The organism is Streptomyces sp. NPDC046915 (assembly GCF_040644935.1).
Classification (GTDB): Bacteria; Actinomycetota; Actinomycetes; order Streptomycetales; family Streptomycetaceae; genus Streptomyces.
Genome location: NZ_JBEYXB010000041.1, coordinates 14150 through 34082, shown reverse-complemented (window position 1 = coordinate 34082; position 19933 = coordinate 14150). Strand labels below are relative to the sequence as shown.

Annotated in this window: 15 protein-coding genes; 5 read left to right on the top strand and 10 right to left on the bottom strand. The window is 75.2% G+C overall.

Going from position 1 to position 19933, the window contains the following annotated elements; translation table 11 throughout:
- Positions 1-106: 106 nt before the first annotated feature.
- Positions 107-1126 carry an AfsA-related hotdog domain-containing protein gene (locus tag ABZ915_RS47135; RefSeq protein ID WP_361817177.1) on the top strand — a complete coding sequence of 340 codons (1020 nt, stop codon included), beginning with the start codon at positions 107-109 and terminating at the stop codon, positions 1124-1126.
- Here the strand turns inward: ABZ915_RS47135 and ABZ915_RS47130 are convergent.
- The 8 genes from ABZ915_RS47130 to ABZ915_RS47095 form a co-directional block, all read right to left on the bottom strand.
- The gene (locus ABZ915_RS47130; RefSeq protein WP_361817174.1) at positions 1106-1966 is read right to left on the bottom strand and encodes a 4'-phosphopantetheinyl transferase superfamily protein; all 861 of its coding nucleotides are present in this window, start codon (positions 1964-1966) and stop codon (positions 1106-1108) included. The genes ABZ915_RS47135 and ABZ915_RS47130 overlap by 21 nt on opposite strands.
- Positions 1963-2232: a phosphopantetheine-binding protein gene (locus ABZ915_RS47125; RefSeq protein WP_361817171.1), complete on the bottom strand. Its 270-nt coding sequence runs from the start codon at positions 2230-2232 to the stop codon at positions 1963-1965. The genes ABZ915_RS47130 and ABZ915_RS47125 overlap by 4 nt, the downstream gene beginning before the upstream one ends.
- Positions 2222-4231 (bottom strand): HAD-IIIC family phosphatase, encoded by a 2010-nt coding sequence (locus ABZ915_RS47120; protein ID WP_361817168.1) that lies wholly within the window; start codon positions 4229-4231, stop codon positions 2222-2224. Before ABZ915_RS47120 ends, ABZ915_RS47125 begins: the two co-directional genes overlap by 11 nt.
- Positions 4232-4376: 145 nt before the next feature.
- Entirely contained in the window at positions 4377-5435 is a 1059-nt protein-coding gene (locus ABZ915_RS47115) for a 3-oxoacyl-ACP synthase III family protein (protein ID WP_361817165.1), read from the bottom strand.
- A complete protein-coding gene (locus tag ABZ915_RS47110; protein WP_361817162.1) occupies positions 5432-8347 on the bottom strand; it encodes a beta-ketoacyl synthase N-terminal-like domain-containing protein in 2916 nt (971 codons plus the stop codon). The genes ABZ915_RS47115 and ABZ915_RS47110 overlap by 4 nt, the downstream gene beginning before the upstream one ends.
- Positions 8348-8352: 5 nt before the next feature.
- On the bottom strand, positions 8353-8637 hold the full coding sequence (locus ABZ915_RS47105; protein WP_361817160.1) for an acyl carrier protein: 285 nt from the start codon (positions 8635-8637) through the stop codon (positions 8353-8355).
- 35 nt (positions 8638-8672) lie between these two features.
- On the bottom strand, positions 8673-10424 hold the full coding sequence (locus ABZ915_RS47100; RefSeq protein ID WP_361817157.1) for an acyl-CoA dehydrogenase: 1752 nt from the start codon (positions 10422-10424) through the stop codon (positions 8673-8675).
- On the bottom strand, positions 10418-12736 hold the full coding sequence (locus ABZ915_RS47095; RefSeq protein WP_361817154.1) for a fatty acyl-AMP ligase: 2319 nt from the start codon (positions 12734-12736) through the stop codon (positions 10418-10420). The genes ABZ915_RS47100 and ABZ915_RS47095 overlap by 7 nt, the downstream gene beginning before the upstream one ends.
- A 397-nt stretch (positions 12737-13133) precedes the next feature.
- Here ABZ915_RS47095 and ABZ915_RS47090 point away from each other — a divergent pair, with 397 nt between their 5' ends.
- The 4 genes from ABZ915_RS47090 to ABZ915_RS47075 all read left to right on the top strand — a co-directional run bounded on the left by ABZ915_RS47090 (position 13134) and on the right by ABZ915_RS47075 (position 17945).
- The gene (locus ABZ915_RS47090) at positions 13134-15734 is read left to right on the top strand and encodes an AfsR/SARP family transcriptional regulator (protein WP_361817151.1); all 2601 of its coding nucleotides are present in this window, start codon (positions 13134-13136) and stop codon (positions 15732-15734) included.
- A 152-nt stretch (positions 15735-15886) separates the two neighbouring features.
- A complete protein-coding gene (locus ABZ915_RS47085) occupies positions 15887-16042 on the top strand; it encodes a hypothetical protein (protein WP_361817148.1) in 156 nt (51 codons plus the stop codon).
- 116 nt (positions 16043-16158) lie between these two features.
- Complete coding sequence (locus ABZ915_RS47080) at positions 16159-16992, top strand: hypothetical protein (protein ID WP_361817145.1); 834 nt, start codon at positions 16159-16161, stop codon at positions 16990-16992.
- Positions 16989-17945 (top strand): hypothetical protein, encoded by a 957-nt coding sequence (locus ABZ915_RS47075; RefSeq protein WP_361817142.1) that lies wholly within the window; start codon positions 16989-16991, stop codon positions 17943-17945. Before ABZ915_RS47080 ends, ABZ915_RS47075 begins: the two co-directional genes overlap by 4 nt.
- 74 nt (positions 17946-18019) lie before the next feature.
- Here the strand turns inward: ABZ915_RS47075 and ABZ915_RS47070 are convergent, their stop codons facing one another.
- Positions 18020-18856, bottom strand: a complete 837-nt coding sequence (locus tag ABZ915_RS47070; RefSeq protein ID WP_361817139.1) for an alpha/beta hydrolase — start codon at positions 18854-18856, stop codon at positions 18020-18022.
- Between the two features lie 35 nt (positions 18857-18891).
- The gene (locus tag ABZ915_RS47065) at positions 18892-19923 is read right to left on the bottom strand and encodes a ketoacyl-ACP synthase III family protein (RefSeq protein ID WP_361817136.1); all 1032 of its coding nucleotides are present in this window, start codon (positions 19921-19923) and stop codon (positions 18892-18894) included.
- Positions 19924-19933: the final 10 nt, after the last annotated feature.

The window sequence follows — 19933 nt, the reverse complement described above, 5'->3', positions numbered from 1 at the left end:
CACAACGTGCCAGCGCCCGAACCTGGTTCGGGCCACCGGCCGCCCGGCACGCTGGAAGCGCGTACTGTCGCAAGGCGGCCGGATCCCGGCCGGGGAGGGTGAGCCGATGAGCAACTCCGCGCCCGTGCCGGCCCCACGCGGCCGCATCGGCCGCCACCTGGTGCACCGGCCGCACTCCTTCGACCCGCTGGCCGTGGACACCCCCGCCGACCGGGTGCAGGAGTTCGTACTCACCGGTGAACTGCCCACCGGACACCCGCTGTTCGGCGACGGTCCCGGGCACTTCCACGACCCGCAGGCCGCGCTGGCGATGGTCCGTCAGGTCAGCGAGGGCATCGGGCAGGGCCACTTCGGCATCCCGGCGGACCGGGTCGGCGTCTTCTACCGGTTCGGCCTGGACATCGGCGACGTCGGCGCCTGGCGCCGGCACGGCGGGCCCGGCACGCTGGCGGTGACCATGCGGGTGCGGCCGGACAAGGTGATCTCCGGGATCCCGCGGGCCCTGGAGTTCGACACCCGGCTGGAGATCGACGGGATCCCGGCGGGCACCGGGTCGGCGAGCCTGCTCTTCCTCGCGCCGCTGCTGCACCGCAGCCACCGTGAGCACAACCGCGCCACCGCGCTCGCCTCCGCCGGACAGGACACCCAGCCGGCCGGACACGGCGGCGCACACCGCCCGTTGCAGCCGGACACCGCCGCCCCGGCCGGCCCCGGAGCCGCCGAGGTGGGACGGTCGACGCCCGGCAACGTCCTGCTGCGGGAGCCCCTGACCGTCGACGGCAGCCGGCTGTCCGTCGCGGTCCGCCCGCCGCACACCTGGCCGGCCGTGGTGGCGCGGGAGGACGGCGTACCCGCCCCGGCGCTCCTGCTCGAAGCACTGCGCCAGACCGCGCTGCTGGCCGCGCACCGGCTGCGCGGCCTGGACCCCCGGCACAGCACGCCGGCCGCGCTGCACACGCACTTCCGCGGCTACGCCGAGCCCGACCTGCCGCTGCGCTGCGTCGCGGTGGCCCAGGACGCCGGGCAGGACGCCCTGGGGCGGCCGCTGGTGCCGCTGACGCTGACGCTGACCCAGGCGGGCCGGGCCGTGACGGAGGCGACCGTGTCAGTGGTCGAGGACCTGTGACCACCGGGCGCTGCCGGTGTCCAGCGCTTCCTGGATGGCGGCGGCCGCCTCGGCGTCGAGCATCGTGGTGATCTCGGTGTCCAGGGTGCGGCCCAGACCGGAGTCGTAGACGGCGATGCTGATCACGAACGCGGTGCCGCCGCTGTCCAGGGTGACCGTGCGCAGCGCCCACTCCTCGCCGGTGCCGGCCGTGCCGTCCGGGCGGTTGACCTGGGTGGGCCGGTTGTCCGGGCCGAAGCCGAACTCGGTGAAGCGGAACTGGATGCCCTGGCCGATCGCCTTGCTGTAGGCCTCCTTGAGGGTCCACAGGCGGACCAGGCTGGGGTTGCGCTCCGGTTCGGGCAGCTCCGACAGCAGCAGCCGCTCGTGCGGGGTGCAGATGTGCCGGTCCAGGCCGCGGGCGTAGATGCTGCGGTCGGCGCGCTCGGCGTCGACGCCGATCAGTCCGCGGGTGGTCAGGCCCACCAGCAGCAGGTCGTCGGTGTGGCTGAGGCTGATGTCGATCTGGTCGCAGCCGCGCAGGTACGGCCGTCCGGTCGGCCCGTAGGCCAGTTCCAGGTCGATCGCCTCGGCGCGCAGCGCGGCGGCGGCCGCGTGTTTGAGCAGCCGCCGCGAGGCCGCGTACCGGCCGCGGATGTCCGGGTGTTCGATGTCCCGGTAACGGGACCAGTCGCGGCCCAGCACCGCCCGCAGCGCGGGGCCGTCCATGCCGCCGGGCCGCCAGTCGTCGAGGCGTCCGTGGACCACGGCCGTGCCGTACTCGCGCAGGTCGTCGTGGACCAGCGACCAGTCGGTCCCCTCCGCCGTCACGGCGATCAGGTCGCCGCCCGCCGCGTTCATCGTGTGTCTGTCCCGTCGTCCGGCCCGTCGCCGCTGACAAGTGCGTGGATCTCGCGCAGGCTGCGGGTCTGGAGCAGGCTGCCGACCGGGACGCTGCGGCCCGTCTCGCGTTCCAGCAGCATCAGCAGGCGCAGCAGGTGCACCGAGTCCCACTCGGGCAGCACGTCGAAGTCCGCCGCGGCCTGCTCCTCGGTCAGGTCCAGGCCGAGTTCGTCGCGTACCGCGTCGAGGAAGCCCGCGAGGTCGGCCGTACGGTCACGGCTCATCCGTGTCTCCTTCGAAGTCGGCCCGCACGGTCAGGTGCCCGGGTACGGCGGGGATCTCGGCGAGGTCGTGCCGGAAGAGCAGTTCCTCGCCGTCCTGAGGGGCGGCCGGTGCGGCGGGGGTGCCGGTGGCGTGGGTGTCTTGGGTGTGGGTGTCGTGGATGTGGGCTTCGTGGATGTGGGTGTCGTGGGTGTGGGAGGCGTCCGCGACGAAGCCGAGCGAGGGGTAGAAGTCGCGGGAGCGCCCGTTGCTGCGGGTGGGGCGGAAGCGGGCGCGGACCGCGGACAGACCGCGGGCGCGGGCGTGCGAGAGGACCGCGGTCATGCAGCCGTGTTCGATGCCGCGGGCCAGGGCCCGGCAGCTGAGCAGCATGTTGTCGATGTGCAGTCCGTCCGCGGCGTCGCGGGCGAAGACGGCCCCGACCAGACCGCTGTCGCCGTACCGGTCGCTCACCCGCACCGCCAGCAGCCGCCGCTGCGGATCGGCGCACAGCTCGGAGATGTCCTCCGGCGGGACGCGCTCGCCGGTGAGGTTGAACTGGTTGGTGCGCAGGGACAGTTGGGACATGCGGTGGAGTTCGGCCGGGCGGGGCGGCGAGATGCGGACGACGACGTCCAGCTCCCGGAGGTACTCCTCGTAGGAGTCGGCCGTCTCGCGCAGCCGGTTCCGGGCGGCGTTGGCCCGGTACTGGCCGGTGCGGCCCCGGTCGTCGTCGGTGACGAACGGGGTGTCGAACCAGCCGTCGGCGAGCAGCCGGCCGACGTGCCGGGCCGGTTCGGTGCCCAGCGGGACGACGGGGGTGCCGGGCAGGCGGTGACGTATCAGGGCGCGCTCGGCGGGGTTGTCGTCGGCGAACACCAGGGCGTCGGTGGCGATGCCCAGGTCGGCGGCGATGGTGCGCAGGGCGGTGTCCTTGGGGTCCCAGCCGGCCTGGACGCCCACGAAGTCGTCGGCGCGCAGGATCAGGTCGGGGTGGTCGCGCAGCACGGCCTGGACCGGGGCGGGGTCGTTCTTGCTGCTGACGGCGAGCAGGACGCCCTGGCCGGCGAGCTGTTTGGCGACCCGCTGAACGGCGGCGTACGGCTCGCCGCGCAGGGTGGGGCCGCAGTCGATGCCCTCGGGGCCGTCCTCGCTCAGCACCCCGTGCCACAGGGTGTGGTCGAGGTCGAGGACCAGGCACTTCTTGCCCATGCCGAGCCGGGCGCGCAGTACGTGCACGGCCTCGCGGGCGAGCGCGGCGAACAGGGCGGGGGCGAAGGCGCTGCGGGTGTAGAGGGCGAGGCGGGGGTCGGTGGCCGGGCCGGTCTCGGCGACCAGCGGGTCCAGGTCGACGACGGCGAGGGCGGGGTGGGCGGCGGTCAGCCGCAGCAGGCGGGCGTTGAACTCCCGCCACACGGCGCCGAGTTCGGCTCGCTGTCGCTGGTCGACCAGCTGGTGGGTGAGATGGCGGGGCAGCGGCAGCGTGTTGAGCACCAGGGCGCCCGTGCCGTGGGTGTCGTGCATGGCGGCGACGGCCTCGAGCCGCTGGAGGAGCCGGGCGCAGGCCTGTTCGGCGTCGGCGGCGGTCCACGGGAGCGGGAGCTGTTCGGCCACGGCGTCGGCGCCGAGCACGCACACCGTCAGGTCGGGGCGGCGGCCGCGCAGCTCGCTGCCGGGGTCGGTGAGGTCGCGCAGGTAGGCGCCGTGGTCGCCGGTGACCGGACGGGCGAGCAGTCCGTGCCGGGCCAGTTCGGCGACCAGCGGGTCGGTCAGCTGGGCGGTGCTGGAGTGCCCGGTGAGGGCCACGGTGACGGTGGGGGTGTCCGGGTGGTGGGCGAGGACGTCCTCGGGCCGCAGCCGGGCCAGCAGGCCGCCGCAGCGGGTCAGTTCGTCGGCGGTCCGCTCCTGCGGCTGGTCACCCGCGTCGGTGAGCCGGGCCAGCAGAGGGGCCACCTCCGGATAGTCGGCGGCCAGCCGTCCGGCGGCGTGCAGGGCACGGAGCCCGGCGAACGCGTCGGTCATCGGGGCACCTCCGGGGAGGCGGGGGTTCCGCGCGGGACACGGAGCCCCTGCGATGCCTCGGCACCCGGGGAGCCGGGCGCCCGCCGGGTGGTGGCGTGTGCGGCTGCGGCGGATGTGGTCGGGTGAGGTTCCGGGACGTGGGGGGTCATCGGTTCGGCTGCCCTTCCGTGCGGGTGCCGGGCCGTTCCAGGGCCAGGCCCGCCTTGATCCATTTGCTGGACTCGACGACCACGGAGACGGCGCGCTCCCCCGGGGCCAGCCGGGTCAGCAGGCGGTCGAGCTGGAGGAGGGGCAGGGCGTTGCCGGTGTTGCCGGTGTCGCGTACGCAGGACACCTCACGGGTGGTGGGCGGCAGTCCGAGCCCGGCCACGATGCGTTCGGTCATATGGCCGGAGAGCTGGGGCGGCAGCAGGTGGTCGACGTCCTGCGGCCGCCAGCCGGCCGTGTGCAGCAGTTCCCACACGATCTCGCCGGCCAGGGCGGGCACCTCTTCCTCGATGGTCCGGTAGTCCTCGTGGAGCATCTGCCGGTCCGGGCGGGGCGGGACGGCCCCGTGCCAGCCGACGACCTGGCCCGGCGGCCGGCCCTGTCCGGTGAAGCGGTGCAGCAGCGCGCGCACCGCGACCGCGCCGTCGTGCGGGTCGGCGGTGACCACGGCGGCCCCGGCCCCGTCGCCGAACAGGACGTAGTTGACCAGTTCCTGGGTGGCCAGCGCGGTCGCGTCCCGTCCGGCCTCCAGGAACCGGTCGGTGACGTCCCCGGCGACGACGAGTCCGGTGCGGTGGCCGGCGGCGAGCAGCGCGCGGGCGACGTCGAGGGCCTGTACGGCGCCGGAGCAGCCGGCCTGGATCTGGTAGGTGGGCAGGTGGTTGAGGCCCAGCCGGTCGGCGGTCTCGTTGGCCGTGGTGGGCAGCAGCGAGTCCGGGGTCGCGGTCGCCAGGACCAGGAAGTCCAGCTCGGCCGGGCCCAGGCCGGCGGCGGCCAGCGCCCGTGCGGCCGACTCGGCGCACAGGTCGGTCAGGGTGTGGGTGACCTTCCCGGTGGCCAGGTCCCAGCCGAAGTGGCGGGTGCGGGTGCCGACGAACAGGTCGATCCACTCCTCGCTGATCCCGAACGCGGTGCTCAGCTCGGCGTTGCCCACGGGGTCGCCGGGCAGCGCGGTGCCGGTGCCCGCGAGGTGCAGGGGCGTGGTGCTAGCGGTCATGCGGTGACCTCCACCGTGGTCATCTCCCGCACCCGTGCGGCGAGGGTGCCCACCGATCGCAGGGCGGGCAGCAGTTGCTGCACGGTCAGGCCCGCGGTCTGCGGCAGCCGCTGCTCGATCCGGTCCTTGAGCTGCATGATCATCACGGAGTCGAAGCCGAGGTCCTCGTAGAACCGGGCCTGGGCGTTGACCTGTTCGCGCGGGTACTCGCCGACCTCCACGACCGCCTCGACGACGGCGTCCAGTACGGGGTCGTGGCCGGCGGCCACGGAGGGCGCCGACGGCTGCGGCTGCGTGGCGAGGCCGTCGGCGTCGGGGGCGGCCGGGGCGGCCGGCACGGGTGCCGGGGCCGTCTGCCAGAAGCGCCGGGCGTCGGAGAAGACGTAGGGGGCGAGCCGTTCGGTGCGCCGGTGCGAGGGCTCGTACAGGGCGTCCCAGCACGGCTCCACTCCGCTGAGGTACAGCCCGCCGAGGGCCCCGGCGAGTTCGGCGGCGCCGGCGGACCGGCCCGGGGCCGGGTGCAGCAGCCGGACGCCCGGCGGCAGGTCGGCGCGTTCGGCCAGGCCCAGCAGGTGCGCGGCGGGGCCGATCTCGACCAGGCAGGTCGGGGCGGTCTCGGCCATCAGGGCGGCGAACGCGTCGGCGAACCGCACCGGTTCGACGGCGAGCCCGGCCCAGTACGCGCTGTCCAGGACCTCCTCGCCGAGCATGCGGCCGTACCGGGCGGAGGCCAGCGCGGTCCGGGGCCGGCCGGGAGCGACCGTCCAGGGGCCGGCGGCGAGGCGGTCGGCGACGGCCGCGGCCACCGGGCCGTGGCCGGGGTGCCCGGTCCGCAGCCGGCGGGTGAGCAGCCCGCGTTCCGCCAGGGTCCCGGCGGCCGCGTCCAGGGGTCCCGTGGGGCCGGCGACGACGGTGTCCCGGGGTCCGTCGACGGCGGCCACGAACAGGTCCGGGTGGTCGGCGAGCACGTCCGCGATCTCCTCGCGCGTGCCGCGCACGGCGAGCATCCCGCCGTCCGGCAGCCCGGACGCGGCCTCGGCGTGCGCGGCGACCAGGCGGGCGGCGTCGGGCAGCGCGAGGGCGCCCGCGGCGACGGCGGCCGGGTACTCGCCGATGCCGTGGCCGAGCACGGCGTCGGGTACGACGCCCAGGTCGGCCAGGGTCCGGGTGAGGGCGTAGGCGACCGCGAACAGGGCGGGCTGCGCCCACCGGGTGAGGTGCACCCCGGGGTCCTCGTCGAGGACGAGGTCGCGCACCGAGTCGCCGGTGTACGGGCGCAGCGCGTCGTCGGCGTCGTCGAGGTGGCGCCGGTAGTGCGGGGACTCGCGGTAGAGGGCGGCGGTCATGCCGGGTTCCTGGCAGCCCTGCCCGGAGTACAGGAAGGCGACCACCGGGGGGCGCCAGGCGCGGTCGGCGACGGAGGCGCGCAGTTGTTCGTCGTCGGCGGCCAGGCGCAGCGCGTCGGCGAGCCGGTCGGTGTCACGGGCGGTGAACGCGGCCCGGTAGGGCAGGCCGGTCTTGACCTTGTTGCTGGTCCAGCACACGGCGGCGGCGTCGCCGCGTGGCCGCCGGGCGAGGGTCTCGGCCTGCGCGGCCAGGTTGCGGCGCAGTGCCTCCGGGGTGTCGCCGGAGACCGTGAACACCCCGGCGGGGGCCGCTCCGCGCTCGGCGGGGCGCGGCAGCCGGGGTCCGGTGGCGAGCACGGCGTGGGCGTTGGTGCCGCCCATGCCGAAGCTGCTGACCGCGGCCAGCACCTCACCGGCGGGCAGCCGCACGGGCGCCTTGAGCAGGCTCAGGCCGCGTTCGGCGAGCCGGAGTTGCGGGTTCTCGCGGTTCGCGAAGCGGCTGGCGGGCACGATGCGGTGGTGCAGGGCCAGCGCGGTCTTGATCAGGCCGGCGATACCCGCGGCGCCCTCGGTGTGGCCGATGTTGCCCTTCACCGATCCGATGGCGCAGGGCTGTTCCCGGGGCACCGCGTGCACCTCGCCCAGGGCCGCGCACTCGATGATGTCGCCAAGGGTGGTGCCGGTGCCGTGCGCCTCCACGAAGCGGATCTGTTCCGCGCCGACGCCGGCCCGCCGGTAGGCGGCGGCGACCACGTCCCGCTGGGACCAGCGGCTGGGTGCGGTGACGCCGTTGCTGCGGCCGTCCTGGTTGACGGCGGTGCCGCGGATGACGGCGTAGACGCGCTGGTGGTCGGCGAGCGCGTCCTCGAGGCGGCGCAGCACCACCACTCCGGCGCCGTCGCTGCGGCCGACGCCGTCGGCGTCCAGGCTGAACGGCTTGCACCGGCCGTCGGGGGCGGCGAGCCCCATCTGCCGGTAGACCAGGCCGAGCGCGGGGGTGAGCACGAGGTTGACGCCGGCGGCCAGCGCGGTGGAGCACTCCCCGGCCAGCAGCGAGTTGACCGCGAGGTGGACGGCGACCAGGGAGGAGGAGCAGGCGGTGTCCACCGCGAGGCTGGGGCCCTTGAGGTCGAGGTGGTAGGAGATCCGGTTGGCGGTCATGCCCGCGCTGCTGCCGGCGCCGAGCTGGGGGGTGACCCGCGCGTAGTCGCCCATGTGCAGCTGGGCCCACTCGCTGCCCATCACGCCGACGAACACGCCGGTGTCGCTGTCGGCGAGCGAGGACGGGGAGCGGCCGGAGTCCTCCAGGGCCCGCCAGGCGCACTGGAGCAGGATCCGCTGCTGCGGGTCCATGGCGGCGGCCTCGCGGGGCGCGATGGTGAAGAAGTCGTTGTCGAAGACGGCGGCCTCGTCGACGAAGCCGCCGTGCACGTCCGCGTCGAAGCCGGGGCCTCCGCGGTCGGCGGGCAGTGGGCCGATCGCGTCGCCCTGGCGCATGAGCAGGTCCCAGTACGCCTCGATGCCGTGCGCCGCGGGGAAGACGCAGTCCAGTCCCACCACGGCCACGGGCTTCACCGCTGCCGCCCGTTCGCCGGGTCCGCGCCGCGGGCCACCAGGTGGGCGGCGAGGTCGGCCACCGTGGGGTGGTCCCAGGCCAGTGACGGTTCGACGGTGATGCGGAACTCGTCCTCGATGTCGCCGCACAGGCTGAGCGCGCACACCGAGTCCATGCCGTACTCGGCCAGCGGCACGGTGGGATCGATGCTCTCTGGCAGCCGGTCCAGGTAGACCGCCAGGTGGGTGGTCAGCCACTGGTGCAGCGGGGCCTCACTGTGCCGCGGCGGGGAGAGGGTCATCCCTGAACGCTCCTTGTCCTGATGCTCTGGGCCCCTCAGCCCTGGAGCGGTGTGTTGTACAGGTCGAAGCTGCGCCGGTCGCCGTAGCGGGCCAGGACTTCCTGGTGGATCCGCGCGGTGCACTCGGCCGGCAGGTCAACGGCGGGGGTGCCCAGCCGCTGGGCGATGCGGTGCAGGGCGGCGGCCGCCCAGGACGGGTCGGCCAGGAAGGGGTCGGGCCCGCCGCGGTTGTGCCACCACACGCCCAGGACGCAGGCGGCGGCGAGCAGCAGCACGTAGCGGTCGGTCAGGGCGAACCAGGCCGGGCCGACCGGCCGGGCGGGGTCCGGTGGCGGCAGCGCGAGCACCCGGCCGCGCAGTTCGAACAGTTCGGCCGTCATCTGCCCGGCCAGGTCGCGCAGGGCGCGTTCGGCCGGGCCGGCGCCGGGCAGCGATCCGGCCACCGCCAGGAGCGTGGCGCTGACGCTGTCCCGGCCGCAGGCCAGCGCCAGCCGGCCGTAGTCGAAGGGCGGCATGGGGGCGCCCGGCCGGAACAGCGCGGCGGGCGCCTCGGCGCCGGTGAACCAGGAGGCTTGGGCGAGGGTCCGCAGCTGCGGGATGATCGTCGCCTGGCAGGCGACGGTGCCGGCGTGGCCGAGGCTGACCACCGGCACGTCCCGGATGTGTTTCTGGAAGACGCCCACCGTGCCCTCTCGGGCGTAGATTCTGGAGCCGAGCACGGTCGCCAGGTCGTACATGGTGTCGCTGAGCACCCGGGGCAGCAGCAGTTTGACCGCCGAGGAGTACACGCTGGTCTCGGCGGGCAGCAGGTGCAGCGCGCGGGTGGCGACCACCGCCAGGCAGTCGTACAGCAGCAGGTTGACGAAGGCTCCGGCGAGCGTGGTGGCGGTGTGCTGCGGGTCGGCGGGGGCGAGCCCGGACCGGCCGGGGCCCTGGGTGCGGTCGACCAGGACGGCGACGCGCAGCGCGGTGTCCACGGCCGCGGAGGACAGTGAGGCCATGAGGGTGCGGCTGACCTGGAAGGAGCGCAGGGCGGTCACCACACCGCTGCCGAGCGGGCCGAGCAGGGTGTCGTCGGGGACTACGCAGCCGTCGAGTTCGACACCGGCGAAGTAGCAGCCGCGCAGGCCCAGGGCGGCCGGGCGGCGGGTGACCCGGTAGCGGCCGGCGGGCAGGGTGTGCGGGTCCAGCAGGAGTGCCGAGTGGCAGCCGGTGAGGCCCTCGGAGGCGGTACGGCAGAACAGCACCAGGGCGTCGGCGCGGTGCAGGTTGTTGACGACCGGTTTGCCGCCGGTGACGGACAGCGCGCCGGGGAGCACCTCGGCGCGCACCTGGCTGCGTACGAAGTCGTTGGTGTGGGCGGTCTCGTGCTGGGCGATGGCCGCCTTGGAGCCGCCGAGCAGCAGGCCGGCCAGCCAGTGCCGCTGGGCCTCGCTGCCGTGCATCCACACGTCGGAGGCGGCCATGAAGGTGGTCATGCCGTAGCCGGCGCCGAGGGAGACGTCGCGGCGGAAGACCGGGCGCATCACCCGCAGCAGGGTCTCCGCCGAGTCGAAGCGGCCGCCCAGGTCCCTCGGTACGAACTCGCGGTTCATGCCGAAGTCGTCGAGGAGCGCCTCGGCGTCGGCGGACAGCACGGCACGGCGGTCGGCCCGGAGCAGGGCCCCGTAGCCGACCGGGTTGCCGGCGTCGGCCGGGTCGCCGAGGAGCCGTTCGAGGCGGGTGACCCGGTCGGGGGTGTCGTTCACCGGGGTCTCGGGCCGGTCGAGCAGCGCGGTGTTCACCACGAGGTGCTCCGTGCCGGGTCGCCCGACGGGACGGTGGCGGGCTGGATCAGCGCGCGGACGGCCGGGTCGAGGACCTCGTAGAGCGGGGAGAGCTGGCCGTGCAGGAACAGCCGGCGCATCAGGGTGCGCTGGATCTTGCCGCTGGTGGTGCGGCGCAGGGTTCCGGGGCGGAGCAGTGTGATGTTGGCGGCCGGCACGTCGAAGTTCTGGCCGACCAGCGACTGGATCCGGCGGGCCAGCGCGCGCAGGCGTTCGGTGTCCGCGCGGGGTGCGCGGACCTCGTGCACGACGACGAGCTGCTCGCGGTCGGCGTCGACGGTGAACACCGCGCCGTGCCCTGCGCCGAGCGCGGGGCTGAGGTCGCGGATGGCCCACTCCACGTCCTGCGGGTAGATGTTGCGCCCGTTGAGGATGATGACCTCCTTCAGGCGCCCGGTGATGTACAGCTCGCCGTCCTGAAAGGCACCGAGGTCACCGGTGCGCAGGAAGCCGCCGGGGGCTTCGGGTAGCGCGGTGACGGCTGTGGCCGGGGGTGGGGCGGCGGCGGTTGCGGTTGCGGTTGCGGTTGCGGGGGGTACGGCACTGGGCGCGGGACGGTGAGCGGCCGCGTGGCCGGGCATGGTGCCGGTGACACCGAGGACGGGGCAGCGGCCGACACCGCCGGCGGCGCCGAAGACGGGGTGGGGGATGCGGGGTGTGGCGGGCGCGTCGTGGGGTGCGCCGTCCGGGCGCGCGGCCCCGGAGGCCGCGTCGGCGGCCTCGGCACCCGGTGCTGCGGACGCGTCGCCCGCCGCCCCGTCGGTACTCGCGGGAGACACCGCGGTCCGCACCGCGGGCGCCGTGGCCGGCCGCGCGTCGGACGCCGCGCCGGTCGTGCCGCCCTCGCCACCCGGGCCCTCGGACGCCGTGCCGTCCGGGTGCGTGGCCCCGGAGGCCGCGTCGGCGGCGTGGAGTGCCGTGGGCCGGACGGCCGACCTCGCGTCGAACGCCACGCGGGGCGTGCCGCCTCCGGCGCCCGACTCCGCGGGCGAGCCGTCCGGCACACCGTCGAGCCCCGCACGGGACAGCGTGGCGTGGAAGGTGCGGGCCGACTCCAGGGGCTGGCGCCAGTAGCCCTGGGCGGTGCTCTCGCCGCGGAGCCATATCTCGCCGACGCGGCCGGCGGGCAGTTCCCGGCCGGCGACCGGGTCCACGATGCGTACGTCGAAGTCGGGTGCCCGGCCGTTGCCGACCAGGGTGCGGGTGGCCGCGCCGGGGCGGGGGGCGCGCAGTTCGTCCTGTTCCAGGGCGGCGGCGTCCACGGTCAGCCGGCGGGCGGCCACACCGGGTTCGCCGCCGGAGACGACCAGGGTGGCCTCGGCCAGGCCGTAGCCGGGGTAGAGGCTCTCGGCGCGCAGTCCGGCGGGGGCGAAGCGGCGGGCGAAGGCGTCCAGGGTCGCCGCGCGCACCGGTTCGGCTCCGCACAGTGCCAGTCGCCAGCTGGTGAGGTCGAGTTCGGCGAGCTGGGCGTCGGTGACACGGCGGGTGCACAGGTCGTAGCAGAAGTTGGGGCCGCCGCCCACGGTCAGGCCGTACTCGCCGATCGAGCGCAGCCAGCTGATGGGCCGTTTGATGAAGGAGACCGACGGCAGCTGGACGCAGAAGGTGCCGAGCCACAGCGGGTGCAGCACGTGCGCGATGAGACCCATGTCGTGGTAGTGCGGCAGCCAGCTGGTGAAGCGGTCGGCGGCGGAGGTGCCCAGGAGGTGCTGGAGTGCCTCCTGGTTGGCCAGCAGGTTGCGGTGGGTGACCATCACGCCGCGCGGCCTGCTGGTCGAGCCGGAGGTGTACTGGAGGAAGGCGAGGTCGTCCGGGCCGGTGCGCGGGGCGCGCCAGGCGGCGGGGTCGGCCTCGTCGAGGTCCGTCGCCAGACAAACCGTTTCTCCACGGCCGGAGACGGCCAGCCACAGCGAGGTGTCCGCCGCGTGCTCGGCGTCGGTCAGCACCAGCCGGGCCCCGGTGTCCTTCAGGATCCCGGACACCCGCTGAAGCCGCTCTCCCCGGTCCCCCGGCAACGGCGCGGGCACGGCGACCGCACCCGCGTACAGGCAGCCGGCGAACCCGACGAGGAACTCCGCCCCCTGCGGGTACAGCAGCAGCACGGGCTGGCCCTGGGCGCCGTGTTCACGCAGCCGGACCGCCAACGCGCGGGCCCGGCGGTCGAGTTCGGCGTACGTGAGGTGCCGGGCTCCGCCGGGATCGCTCAGGAACACCTGGGCGTCCGCGTCGCCGAGCGCGTCGGCGCGGTCCCGGAGCAGTTCGGTGAAAGTCATGGATGCAGCGGTCAAGATCGGCCCCCTCGTGGCGCTTTCGTTGCGGGGCACACGACGCCCCTCCTGCCGCCAAGGCCTGTCCATGCTCGGTTCGCGCCCTAAAGTGCCGCTTGCGATACGGCAACCGGTCCTGGGGAATTAGGGGTACGCCTGTCCGAATTTAGGGGGTGGCCGCGGCCTACAGTTGGGGGCACGGAGCCGTTCGGGCCCCGGCCTCCCGTCGGCCCCCCTCGCGCGCGGGCCGACGGCGTCCGGCGGGGTCCCGTCCACCGCTCGAGCGGTACCAACGGGCTCCGTCGAGCCGGCGTACGACGGCGCCGGGCGCGGACCGGCTGCCGGGGACCCGGCCGCACGGCCCGCCCGGCGACCGCGCGATTGCCGAAGAAGGCGGGGGAACATGCGTTTTCGGATACTGGGTCCACTGGAAGTCACCTCGCCCGGGACGGCCGTACCGGTCACTCCCCGGGCCGCGAAGATCCGCGCGGTGCTCGCCACCCTCCTGGTGCGGGCCAACGAGGTCGTCTCGGTCGACAGCCTCATCGACGAACTGTGGGGGGAGAACCCCCCGCGCACCGCGACGACCACGCTCCAGGTCTACATCTCGCAGCTGCGCAAGCTGCTGCACGCCGCCGATCCCGAGTACGGACGGGACACGCTGGTCACCCGGCCGCCCGGGTACGCCCTGTACCTCGACCCGGCGCAGCTGGACCTGACGGTGTTCGAGGAGCTGCACCACAGCGGCCGGGAGGCGCTGCTGCGCGGCGAACACGCGGCCGCGGCCGATCTGCAGAGCCGGGCGCTGGCCCTGTGGCGGGCACCGCTGGCCTCCGACACCCCGCACGGCGCGCTGCTGGCCAGGACCGCCGTACGGCTGGCCGAGGTGCGCACCGCCGCCCTCGAACAGCGCTTCCGGGCCGAACTCCAGCTCGGCGGCCACCAGAACCTGGTCGGTGAACTCCAGGCCACCGTCGCCGAGATGCCCATGCGGGAGGAGTTCCACGCACTGCTGATGGTGGCCCTGTACCGCACCGGACGGCAGGCGGACGCGCTGCGGGTCTTCACCCAGCTGCGCCAGGCGCTGGTGGAGGAGCTGGCCATCGAGCCGGGCCGCCGCCTCCAGCAGCTCCAGCAGCGGATCCTGGCCGGCGACCCCGAGCTGTTACGGCCGGCCGTACGGGAGACCGCGCGGACCGAGCCCGCGGCGCCGGCCGACGGGTCCGCCTCCGCGCGGGTCCGGCTGCCCGGGCAGGCGCTGGACCGGCTGCCCGCCCGGGACCCGGTGTTCGTCGGGCGCACCGAGGAACTGGAGCGGCTCGGCTCGCTGTTGCGCGACGTCCCGGCCGGCGGCTGCGTCGCGGTCACCGGTGCGGCGGGCACCGGCAAGACGGCGCTGGCCGTGGCCGCCGCGCACGAGCTGAGCGGCCTCTTCCCGGACGGCCGGGTCTTCCTGGAGCTGGGCGGGCCCGGCCCGGCGGATCCGACGGAGGCGCTGACGGCACTGCTGCGCCGGTTCGGGGTGTCCGGGCCGCTGCCGCCCCAGGAGTCCGAGCTGCGCCGCATCCTGAACCGGCTGACCAAGGACCGGCGGATGCTGCTGGTCCTGGACGGGGTCCGCTCCCCGGCGCAGGTGCGGTCGCTGCTGCCGGACACCCCGGGCAGCACCGCCCTGCTGACCTGCCGGCGCACTCCGGAGGAGCTGACCGGCCGGGTGCTGGAACTGGACGTGCTCCCCCAGCCGGAGGCACGTCGGCTGTTCACTTCGGCGGCGGGCCGGCTGGTCCCGCGGCGCGGCGGCGAGGCGGCGGTACGGGAGATCGCCGCCTTGTGCGGGGGGCTGCCGCTGGCGCTGCGGGCGGCGGCCGCCCGGCTGGCCTCCCGCCCGCACTGGGGCCTGGAGATGCTGGCCGCCCGGCTGCGCGAGGAGCCGCGACGGCTGGCGGAGCTGACGGCCGCGGCCCCCGGCTTCCACGACCGGCTGCGCTCCTCCTACGAGGAGGCGCCGCCGGCGCTGCGGCGCGCCTTCCGGCTGCTGGGTCTGGTGCCCTCCGGTCCGTTCGGGGCGCAGACGGCGGCCGCGGTGCTCGGCGAGGACGTCGTCAAGACCGAGGAGGTGCTGCGGCAGCTGGCCGAGGTGCGGCTCGCGAGCCAGGTGCCGGACGGGCCCGCCCGGGGCGCCCATCGGCTGCCCGGGCTGTGGCGGCTGCTGGCCCTGGAGTGTCTGGCCGCGGAGACGCCGGCCGAGGAGGCGCGGGCGGCCACCGCCCGGCTGGCGGCGGCATGCGTCGCGCAGGCCGCCGCGGCCGACGGGGCCGCCGAGATGGACGGGCTGCATCCACTGGAGTGGTTCGCCGAGCGGCAGGACGGTCTGGTGGCCGTCGTACGGCGGTGTCACGCGGCCGGGCTGTGGGCCGAGGCCGTGGAACTGGCGGACGCGCTGACCGGACTGCTGGAGGCGCGGGCGGCCTGGGAGGCCTGGGAGGCCTGCCACACGCTGGCGCTGGACGCGGCGCGCCGGCGGGAGGACCTGGCGGCCGAGGCCCGGCTGCTGCGGTCGCTGGGCGACCTCGCCTGGCAGCGGCGGCGGCTGGACCGGGCAGCCGAGTACTACGAGCGGGCCCTGCTGACGGCCGACGCGGCACCGGCGGCCGCCGAACGCGGCCGGGCCCTGGTCGGCCTCGCCGACCTCCAGCTCGACGCGGGTGGGCTGGAGGGCGCGGCGGCCCTGCTCCCGCCCGCGCTGGACGCCGCGGGCGACGATCCGCGCGGCCGCTACGAGGCGCACCGGGTGTGGGGCCTGCTGGCCCTGGAGACCGACGGCCCCACGGCGGCCCGGCCCCACTTCGCCGAGTGCCGCGACCTGGCGGCCGGCCTGCGCGACCGCCGGTTGCAGTCGTACGCCGACCGGTGGCTGGAGCGGGTACGGGGCGCGGAGGGCCGGCCCGCGGGATGGTCGGAGGTGCGGCCGGGGGTGTGGCGGCTGGAGGGCTGCGAGGTGTGAGGCCGCGGCGGACGCGCCGCGATCGTTCCGCCGGGCCAGCCGCCGGGCTGGTCTCCCTTTAGCGGGGGGCGCGTTGATGCGGGGTGGGTTCCGCACGCTCGACGGTGCGCGTCCGGGGCCCGGTCTTCATCCGTACAGCGTGAGGAGGTTCCATGTCCGACCCCGCCGACGTTCCCGCCGGCCTTTCCGCCGCGGCAGCGGCCGAGGAGGAGGCCGAGGAGAGCGCGCCCCGCCTGCAGAGCGCGGTGACGGCCGACCTCGAGGAGTTGGTCGCCGAACTCGACGAGGGCGAGGCCCTGGGAGGCTGACCCCGCCGGGCGGGGCCCACCTGACGGCGCCCCGCCCAACGGATCGCGAGCGGGGGGGTGGGCAGTTGGGTCCGTGTACCGCGCGGGGCGCCCTGTTGCGCGGGTACGCCCCCGCCGTGGCCGCCTACCGAGATCACCGGCGGCAGTTGCAGAAGGAGTCGGTCCTCGGACGGGGTCCGCTGCTGGCCGCCCTGCTGGCGGGACGGCGCGCGGCGCTGGCCCGGTTGCGGGACGCGGTGTGGCTGCGGCGGCTGTCGGACGTGACGTACCGGCAGGTGGCGGCGGTGCTGGACAGCGGCCGGTACCGGGAGCTGATCCCGCTGCGCGTCGAGGACTTCCTGCCGTTCATGGAGCTGCGGCTGCCGTTCCTCGCGCAGACGACGGTGCTGCGGCACCCCACGCACGCCACCGCCGCCGAGCTCCTGCCCGGCCTCCTGCGGCCGCGCGCCCGGCAGGTGCGGCAGGTGCTCGCCGAGTCCCGGCTCGACGTGCCGGTGCCGTTCCGCAGCGTGGACGACGACGGCCGGCTGGTGGTGCACGGCCTGGACGCGCCCACGCTGGAGGCGCTCGCCGGGCTCGCCCACGAGCTGGGCCACTGCCTGTACGAGCGGGCCCGCCCGGTGCGTGACGTGCTGGGCCAGCTGGCGTCCGAGCGGCTGGCGCAGCGGCTGGAGGAGCAGGCGGTCGCGGCCTATCTGCGCCGGTACGGCAGCGCGGAGGAGTGCCGTCAGTGGTGGGTGTGCCAGCGCCGGCAGGACGCGCTGAACCTGCACTACTTCCTGGCCGAGCGCGCCGAGCTGTACGGCCGCCCGGACCCGGCCCCCGCCGACCCGGTGGCCCTGGACGCCACCAGCACGTTCCGGGAGTCGCTGTTCACCCTCCCCGGCTATCAGGTGGTGTACGCGCGGGCCTCCCTGGCCCGGCTGCCCGCCGCAGGAAGGACACCATGAACGCCAGCTCTCCCGCCGCCGCGCCGGAGGTCTTTGCCGGCCCGGCCGGTCTCGACGCCGTACGCGCCCGTTACGCGGCCCTGCTCGCCCGGGACGGCGGCGCGCCCGCCGGCCGGGCCGGGCTGCCGGGCGGTACACCGCCGCCGTACCTGTGCGGCCGGCTCAACCACGGCCGCTGGCCCGCCCCGCCGCCCGGCGGCGAGGCACTGGGGGTGGCGGACGCCTCGCTGGTGGAGTTCGGCGGCGGGGAGCTGCGGCTGCGGTACGCGACCGGGCTGGGCCCGGACGTCCTGCGGGAGCTGGCGCTGTCCGGCTACCGCACGGTGCTGCCGGGGCCGCGGACCACCGCCCGGCTGACGGAGGCCGTCGACACCCTGCCCGGTCTGTCGCCGTGGGCGGCGCGTGTGGTGGGGGACTTCGTCGGCGCGGTGGTGCTGCTCAAGCCGCGGCCCGACCTGGCTCCGCTGGGCGAGACGATGTCGTCGTGCTCCTTCGAGGGCCTGCCGTTCACCGTGTTCCTGACCGGTCTTGGCCTGCACCGGCTGCCGCCCGGGTTCATGTTCACCGAGCCCTCGGTCTACAGCCTCCAGGAGTCGCTGTTCCACGAGGCGCTGCTGCTGTGGCTGAACGAGGCCCGGCGGGTCGCGGACCCCTTCCGGTCGGCGCGGGGCCGGGCCACCAGTGTGTACGTGTCCTGGCAGAACGAGTGGTGGAGCGCGGAGCGCTGCCTGCGCGAGCTGTTCGTGTTCGCGCATCTGCCGACGCTGCGCGCGGCCGCCCTGGAGCGGACCTCCGGCCCGCGGGCCGCCCTGCTGGAGGAGGCGCTGCGTTCGGCCCGTGCCTGCGCCCGGGAACTCCTGAACAGTCTCACCGGCCACCGCGACGCGCTCGCCCGGCCCGGCCGGGAGCTGCTGGAGGAGGTGGCGGGTCTGCTGCCGCGCCGGCGGGCGTGAGGCGTGTCCGGCGCGTGTGAAGGGCCCCACGGAGACCGGTCCGTGGGGCCTTCGGCATGACGGGTGTGTGACGCTCAGCCGGCCAGGACCTCGCGGAGCTTCGCCGCGAAGGCGCGGGGGTGGGTCTTCAGGCCGATGTGGCCGCCGGGGAAGGGCTCCAGGGGGGTGCCGAGGCGGGCCGCGAGGGCCTCGGCGCAGCGCCAGGACCAGTTGCGGCCGGAGGCGGCGCCGGCGGCGGGGACGACGGGGGCGCCGGACGCCTTGAGACGGTCGAGCATCTCGTCGTCGAACTGGTTGCGGCGGAACTGCGGCACTTCCTTGGCGAGGAAGAACTCGATGTTGTCGGTCTGGTCCGCGCTGGTGGGTTCCAGGACGACACCCGGTTCGACGTCGGCGACGGTCAGGTCGATGTTGTTGAAGGCCGCCATCTCGCGCACCGCCGCGGGCCAGCCCTCGGCCGCGTGGAGCGCCTCCAGCTTGGTCAGGGCCTGGGCGGCCTCGACGCGTTCGCCGGGGGTGAGCAGACCCAGGACGAGGGGTTCGTGGACGACGGCCCGGCGGACCTGTCCGGGGTGGCGCAGGGCCAGGTGGAGGGCGATGTTGGCGCCGATGCTGGAGCCGAGGACGAGTGCGGGTTCGTCGGTGAGGGCGGCCAGCAGCAGGTGGGCGTCCTCGGCGTTCGTCTCCGGGGTGACCGCGTCCACGGGTTCCCGCAGGCGGCTGCGGGACAGGCCCCGCCGGTCGTACGTGACCACCGTGTGGTCCTCGGTCAGCAGCGCGACGAGGTCGTCGGTGCGGGTGGCGTCTCCGCCGCCGCCCTGGATGATCAGCAGGAGGGGGCCGGCGCCCCGGACGTCGTAGTGGATGTCGCAGCCGGGGGCGTGCAGGACGGCGGACCTTGCCTCGGTCATGGGGTGCTCCTGGAGCGGGTCGCGGACACAGGCTCTTACCAGGTGGGTCGGTCGGTGATGGTCAGGATCGCCGATGAGCTGATCCAGCCCGGTCCCTGGGAGAGCAGCAGGACGTGGTCGCCGGGGGCGAGTTCGCCGGCGCGGATCAGGTGGTCCAGGGAGATGACGAGGTCGGCGGCGCCGACGTGGCCCACGGAGCGGCCGAAGTCCCAGCTGGAGCGGGACATCGGCAGGCCGAGCGGGGCGAGCACCGAGAACTCGATCATGCGGCCGTCCTGGTTGATCGGGATGACCCGGGCCAGGTCGGAGGCGTTGAGGTCGGCGTCGACCAGGGTCCGGTGGATGATCGACAGGTCGAACTCGCCGATGCGTTCCACCGTTTCGGCCAGGGGCATCTCGCGTTCGTTGAACAGGGCCGCGCGTTCGGCCACGGCGACCTCCGCCCGGGTGCCGTCGCGGGGCGGCAGCAGGGACTCGTCGCCGCGGTGCCACTTCTCGAGTTCCGGCAGGGTGCCGGAGTTGATGGCGCGCAGTTCGGCGAAGCCGCTGCCGGCGCCGACGACGGCCGCGGCGGCGCCGTCGGCGAGGATGTAGGAGTCGCCGAAGCCGCGCCAGCGGTCGATGAGCGGGGTGCTGAAGTTCTGTGCCGTGGTGAGCAGCGCGGTCTCGACCTCGGCGGCGCCGGTGATCTGCCCGACGGCGATCTCCAGGGCGGCGAGCATGCCGTTGCAGCCCTGCCGGATGTGCAGGGAGGGCACGTTGCCGACGCCGAGTTCGCGCAGGATGTAGGCAGGCGGGTAGGAGCCGTCGGGGCCCTGGTGGTAGACGCCGCTGTGGATGTGCGACTCGATGTCGCCGGGGTCGAGTCCGGCGCGTTCCAGGGCGGTGCGGGCGGCGGTCACCGCCATGTCCAGGGCCGGGAGGTCCTCGGCGACGTGCGTGCCGGTCAGGCCGCTCGCCTTGTAGACCTCCTCGTCGTACAGGCCGTCGGCGACGCCCTGTTCGGCGCTCACCCAGTCGGGCAGGAACACGCCGACGGAGTCGATGAAGACGCCTTCTGCTTTCATACCGGTCTCC